This is a genomic window from Ideonella sp. P3_A4 (assembly GCF_056403075.1).
Genome location: NZ_JBFUGE010000439.1, coordinates 1 through 5,008, shown reverse-complemented (window position 1 = coordinate 5,008; position 5,008 = coordinate 1). Strand labels below are relative to the sequence as shown.

Here is a 5,008-nt window from a genome sequence, read left to right as displayed (position 1 = left end):
AGACCTCGGGCCTTGCGGCGGCCCCCGGCCAGGCCAGCACCGCCCCCACCTGACCACTGCGCAAAGCCTGTTCGACAGCCCAGCAAAGCTCGGCCCCGGGCACGGCACGACGAGCCTTGCGCACGCCAGGGCCCGCCGTTGGCTTTGACGACGCCGACCGTGAACGCACGACGATGCATTGCCCAGGCGGCCAGCCAAGTTCCCCCAACGCCACCGCATTGGTTTCGGCCGGCGGGTCGAACAGCATCACGCTGCGGCCCGAACGAGCCAGGTCGGCCAGCAATGGGGCCAGCAGCCGGATCTCACCAACCCCAGGCTCAGGCAGCAGCAACTCAGTCAGTACCCGCACCGGCCAACCGCCCCCCGGCAACTCGGCGTCCAGCGCGGCAAAGCCGCTGGACAGGCTGCCACTGCTGCTGAGGCTCGACGCCGCTGCACCGCCTTGCGCCCGCCACAGCCCCGGATGCACCCGGGTGGGTTGCGCCAACAACTCGGCCCGGCCCGGCGGCGGTGAAAGGTCAAGCGCCCCAGGCACGCCCTTTGCCGAAGTCATGGCCGGCTCGCATCGCACGGGCCTGGAGGGAGTAAAAGACAGCGCCATGATACTGGTTATTTATACAGCATCTTACGCCCATCGGTTGCCCGGATGAAAGAGCCTTTCGAACCCCTCTGGCCCGATGAGTTGCCGAAACACTGTATTTGTGTACAGTATCACCATCCATCGCCCCCGCGCTGGCCTCGACGGCCAAGCCAAGCTGCTGCATGGCGCGGCAGGAGAACACAGATGAACACCCCGAGAAGCACGACCGAACTGCAAGACCAAGAGACATGGATCCAGCTCTTTGCCACTCGCCTGACTGCCTGCTGGCCGAAGCTCGAAGCGGCAGACGCCGAACACGTGGGCGACGGTCTGTCGCGCGAAGCCCGCTGGCGCAGCATCGAACCCACATTGGCGGCGGAACGCTGGATGGAGCAGGTGCTGGGCCCGACATCGATGGCCACTGCGATGGCCTCTGCGGCAAGCTCTGCGAAGACCGCCACAGCGGGTTCGACGATGAACATCCAGACCACGGCATCACACTCATATCCCGAGGTGGCTTCATGAGTCCCAGCACGCTGCACTGGCCGGCCCGCCGGCACCTGTTTCGCCACCACTCGCAGCGAGGATCGCTGTGGTGGACCACGGCGGTGCTGACAGTAGCCCTGGTGGGTGCCGCTGTCAGCGTGGCGCTGGCCTGACGCCACCGTGGAGCGGCCAAGAAAAAGGCGCTGAGCGATGAACTCGCTCGGCGCCTTGTCATTTCGGCTTGGCAGCCAGGCCCGTGGTTTGGATCACTGGAACAGCGGCCTGGACGCCTCGTGAAGCCGGCATAGCTCAAGCCGCATCGCCTCCGCGTTCCGCGCCTTCCCTAACAGGCCTCGCGCAGACGCCGGCGCCATCGGCTGCGGGCCTGCGCGGCTGACCGTCCCTCACGCTGCAGCCGCACAAAAGGGGTGGCAACCCCTCAGCGGTCAGGCCCGGCATCCTCCGGGCTGAGGATGACTCGCCGCGCGCTCAGGCAGTACAACCGTCTGCCGCATCAGAGGCCGGACCCATGAGGGCGTCATGACCAAGCCACAGACTCCCAAGTTGCCGTCGGACCCACCGCCTCCCACGCGACGCCTGCTGCGTGGATATGCCTTCGACCCCAGCCTGGCGACGCAGCTCGAAACCGCGCTGGTCAGCGAGATGACCTACAAGGTGCCGTGGGAGGACGTGAGCGAGGGCCCGGTCGGGGAGTATGTCGAAGTCGTCGACGTCGACCCGCCGAGCGGCTGCGTCTATGCGCCGGTCGACCTGAATCATCCGAGCGTGCTGGCCCAGGGTGGCTTCGCGCCGTCCGAGGGGAACCCGCAGTTCCACCAGCAGATGGTCTATGCAACGGCCATGACCACGATCGACCGGTTCGAGCGCGCCCTTGGCCGCAAGGCGTTCTGGCGCGATCGCTTCGTCAAGGACAACCCGAACGACTGGAAGAGCCAGTACGTGCCTCGGCTGCGCATCTATCCGCATGCGCTGCGCATGGCCAACGCCTACTACAGCCCGCAGCATGCCGCGTTGCTCTTCGGCTACTTCCCGTCGACCGACGACCCCTCGTCTGGCCAGTACCCCGGCGGGATGGTGTTCACCTGCCTGTCGCACGACGTGATCGCGCACGAGACCACGCATGCACTGCTCGATGGTTTTCACGAGCACTTCATGGAAGCGACCAACCCGGACGTGCTCGCGTTCCACGAGGCATTCGCGGACATCGTCGCCCTGTTCCAGCACTTCACATTCCCCGAGGTGCTGGCGCACCAGATTGCGAAGACACGCGGCGATCTGGGCAGCGAGAACGAACTGGCCAAGCTGGCCACCCAATTCGGCCACGCGCGCGGCACGCACGGTGCGCTGCGCGATGCGATCGGCCGCTACGACCCCGAGCAGAAAAAATGGATTCGGCAGGAGCCCGATCCGGCTGCGCTGGACGAAACGACGGAAGTACACGCGCGAGGTGCCATCCTGGTGGCGGCAGTGTTCGATGCGTTCCTGTCGATCTACCGCAGCCGCTCGCGCGATCTGCTGCGCATCGCAAGCGGCGGCACCGGTGTCATCGCCCAAGGTGAACTGCATCCAGATCTTGTCGGCAGGCTGGCTCAGGAGGCGGCGAAGACCTCGACGCACGTGCTGAACATGTGCATCCGTGCGCTCGACTACTGCCCGCCGGTGGACCTGACGTTCGGCGAATACCTGCGCGCGCTGATCACGGCCGACATGGACTTGATGCCGCAGGACGAGCTCGGCTACCGCGTCGCTTTCATCGAGGCATTTCGCCGCCGCGGCATCTACCCCCGCGACGTGCGCACGCTGTCGCAGGACAGTCTGCGCTGGTCGTATCCCGAGGAAGACCCATCGCTGGCACCGGGCGAGATGCAGGCGATGCTGCGACAGTTCATCGTGGACATCAACCTGCGCCAGCACATCGACAAGCTGCGCTACGAGAAGGACCGCGAGTCGATCTGGACGACGACGAAGCTGATTCGCAAGGACCTCCACGGCGCCATCAGGGACGCCGTGGCCAAGGCGGTGTTGTTGCAGCGGATGACCGGCCTGGCGCTGACCGAAGTCGAGATGCCGCCCACCGTGCGTCTGAACCGCCGCGGCGAGCCGGTCTTCGCAATCGATGCACTGCGCGAGGCGCGGCGCACGCGCGACGATGGCCGCGCGTTGAACCAGGTCTTCGTGACGATCCTGCAGCAGCAGGACATCGCGCACGACGGTGCGACGCAGACGATCCGCTCCGGCAGCACGCTGGTCATCGACCTGGACGAGCCACGCATTGTCTACGTGGTGCGCAAAGGACTGCGTGACGAAGATCGCCTGAAACGGACGATCGCGTTCCGGGAAGGTGCAGACGGCCAAGCGTCACTGGCCGCCACGTATTTCCAAGAAAGCCGCGAGCCGTTTGCCGCGCTGCACCGAGTGGGCGCATAGGAGGTCAACGATGGCTACCACTGTGCGAGCTGCACGCAAGACAGTCGCGGCAAGCAAGGCAGCTGCGACGAAGAAGACCTCTGCTGCCAAGAAGGCCGCTCACGGCGTCTCGGCAGTGGCCGCGCCTGTCGTCGCGCCGGGCTCGCCGAAGTCCTACCGAGCACGCGTCCGCATGTACCGCCACGGCCTCGGCGACTGCTTCCTGCTGACGTTCCCGCGCCAGGGCAAGCAGCCATACCAGGTCCTGATCGACTGCGGCGCGCTGGCTCGCGACAAGCTGTTCATGCAAGGTGTCGTCGCGCACATCCGCGACACGGTGCGCGGTGGCCGCGGCGGCAAGGCGCGACTCGATGTCGTGGTCGGCACTCACGAGCACAAGGACCATGTGTCGGGCTTCAACCAGGCGCGCGACATCTTCAACGACGAGATCGATTTCGGCTCGGTATGGCTCTCGTGGGCCGAGAACCTGAGCATGCGCGAGATCCAGAAGATCAAGGAAACGAAGAAGAAAGCGGTAGCGCGGCTGAGCAGCATGGTCGGCATGGCCAGTCTGGCCGGTACGGACACGGTCAAGACGGTGTCAAGCCTGCTCGGCTTCAGCCAGGATGACGACAAGACGAGCGCCGGCAAGGTGTCGGACGCGATGGAATACCTGAAGCTGCGCGGCAAGAAGGCGGGGGACTTGCGCTACCTCGAGCCCGGAGGGCAGCCGTTCGAGCTGGACGGCGTGGACGGCGTGCGTGTCTACGTGCTCGGGCCGCCGAAGGACCCGTCGATGCTGAAGACGAGCGCCGTCACAGAGGCGATGAAGCGCGACAACGTGATCTATCACCTCGCGACCATCGGCGACGCGGGCCTCGACGCGCTGAGCGCGGCGCTTGAGTCGGGTGCGCCAATGCAGAGCGACCGCTACCACCCGTTTGCTGCCGAACATCGGATCACGGCGCAGCAGCGAGACCCGGTCAGCCAGAACATCCGACCCAGTCCCTACTACGCGCTGATCAAAGACTTTCTCGGTCGCACGTACGACGACCCGGCACAGGCATGGCGCCGGGTCGACGACGACTGGCTCGGGAGCTTCGAGCAACTGGCGCTCGACCTCGACAACGACACCAACAACACCAGCCTCGTGCTGGCGTTCGAATTCAAGAAAACGCGCGAGGTGCTGCTTTTCGTGGCCGACGCCCAGATCGGAAGCTGGCTGTCCTGGGCCGATCTCGAGTTCAACGTACCCGGTCAACCGCGGTCGGTGACAGCGACGGACCTGCTGAACCGGACGGTCTTCTACAAGGTGGGTCACCACTGCAGCCACAACGCGACCGCCAAGGCGTAAGCGTCCGGCAATCCCGTCTTGGAGACGAGCAGGCAGTTCAGGCTGTGGCGCCCAACGGCTGCCAGCGATGCGGCAGCAGCTCCACGATGCGGCTGGCGGGCTGCGTGGGCAGCCGCTCAAGCACGTCGCGCAGGTACGCGTAGGGCTCGTGCCCATTGAGC

General features: G+C 65.8%; 5 protein-coding genes and 1 pseudogene. 4 read left to right on the top strand and 2 right to left on the bottom strand.

All coding sequences use genetic code 11. The annotated features are described in order from the left end of the window. A pseudogene (locus tag AC1DYI_RS26245) lies at positions 1-553 on the bottom strand (translesion DNA synthesis-associated protein ImuA); the annotation flags it as partial. A gap of 231 nt (positions 554-784) precedes the next feature. On the opposite strand from AC1DYI_RS26245, the gene AC1DYI_RS26240 reads away from it, so the two are divergent. From AC1DYI_RS26240 to AC1DYI_RS26225, 4 genes are all read left to right on the top strand, one after another. Then, positions 785-1,105 (top strand): hypothetical protein, encoded by a 321-nt coding sequence (locus tag AC1DYI_RS26240; RefSeq protein ID WP_477207071.1) that lies wholly within the window; start codon positions 785-787, stop codon positions 1,103-1,105. After that, positions 1,102-1,239 carry a hypothetical protein gene (locus AC1DYI_RS26235; protein ID WP_477207070.1) on the top strand — a complete coding sequence of 46 codons (138 nt, stop codon included), beginning with the start codon at positions 1,102-1,104 and terminating at the stop codon, positions 1,237-1,239. Before AC1DYI_RS26240 ends, AC1DYI_RS26235 begins: the two co-directional genes overlap by 4 nt. Positions 1,240-1,606: 367 nt before the next feature. Beyond that, positions 1,607-3,514 (top strand): hypothetical protein, encoded by a 1,908-nt coding sequence (locus AC1DYI_RS26230; RefSeq protein WP_477207069.1) that lies wholly within the window; start codon positions 1,607-1,609, stop codon positions 3,512-3,514. Continuing rightward, the gene (locus AC1DYI_RS26225; RefSeq protein ID WP_477207068.1) at positions 3,429-4,847 is read left to right on the top strand and encodes a hypothetical protein; all 1,419 of its coding nucleotides are present in this window, start codon (positions 3,429-3,431) and stop codon (positions 4,845-4,847) included. The genes AC1DYI_RS26230 and AC1DYI_RS26225 overlap by 86 nt, the downstream gene beginning before the upstream one ends. Before the next feature lie 37 nt (positions 4,848-4,884). Here AC1DYI_RS26225 and AC1DYI_RS26220 read toward each other — a convergent pair. Beyond that, positions 4,885-5,008 (bottom strand): transposase domain-containing protein (locus AC1DYI_RS26220; protein WP_477207072.1); only part of this gene is annotated, 124 nt, incomplete at its 5' end.